Below are 599 nucleotides of genomic sequence, written 5' to 3' on the forward strand. Positions count from 1 at the left end.
GGCCGGTACCCCGGTAGCCGCCGTCCGCGATGACGGTGGCCTGGCCGACGGCGTCTTTCGCGCCGGAGAGTTCCCATGCCTTGCAGTCGTTGCGGTTGCCGGGCAGCGGCCGGCCGACCGCGACGACAAGCCGGGTGTCGGCGTCGATGACGACCTGGTGGTTGGTCGAGTACCGGTAGTTCTTCGACTGTTCGGCGATGGTGTGGTCGCGGGTGGGGACCAGGGTTCCGTCCACAATCAGCACGGTGTCCTTGCGGAACCGCTTGCGCTGCTGGAGTGCGAGCGCCGGGCCGAGGTGGTCGATGATGCGGTTCGCGGCCGACTTCGACACCCCGAACAGCGGCGCCAGTTGCCGCAGCGTCAGGTTGGTCCGCCAGTACGCGGCGACCAGCAGGACCCGGTCCTCCAGCGGCAGGCTCCACGGCCGTCCCTTGCGCACCGGGTCCGCCCCCTCCCGCCGCAACGCGGTGATCAGCTTGCCGAACTGGCGCGGGCTCAGGCCGGTGAACGGGCCTATCCAGGAGGGCTCCGACGCCGTGATCACACCAGACACAGCAAGATTATCTCACCCGTGACCGGCAGTTACGGGACAACCCTTA

General features: G+C 68.6%; 1 protein-coding gene. It reads right to left on the minus strand.

All coding sequences use genetic code 11. From position 1 onward, the window contains the following. Positions 1–553, minus strand: a 553-nt coding sequence (locus FGF04_RS37505) for a transposase family protein (protein WP_149515870.1), incomplete at its 3' end; no start/stop codon positions are given. Positions 554–599: the final 46 nt, after the last annotated feature.

Source organism: Streptomyces apricus (genome assembly GCF_008369065.1).
Classification (GTDB): domain Bacteria; phylum Actinomycetota; class Actinomycetes; order Streptomycetales; family Streptomycetaceae; genus Streptomyces; species Streptomyces apricus.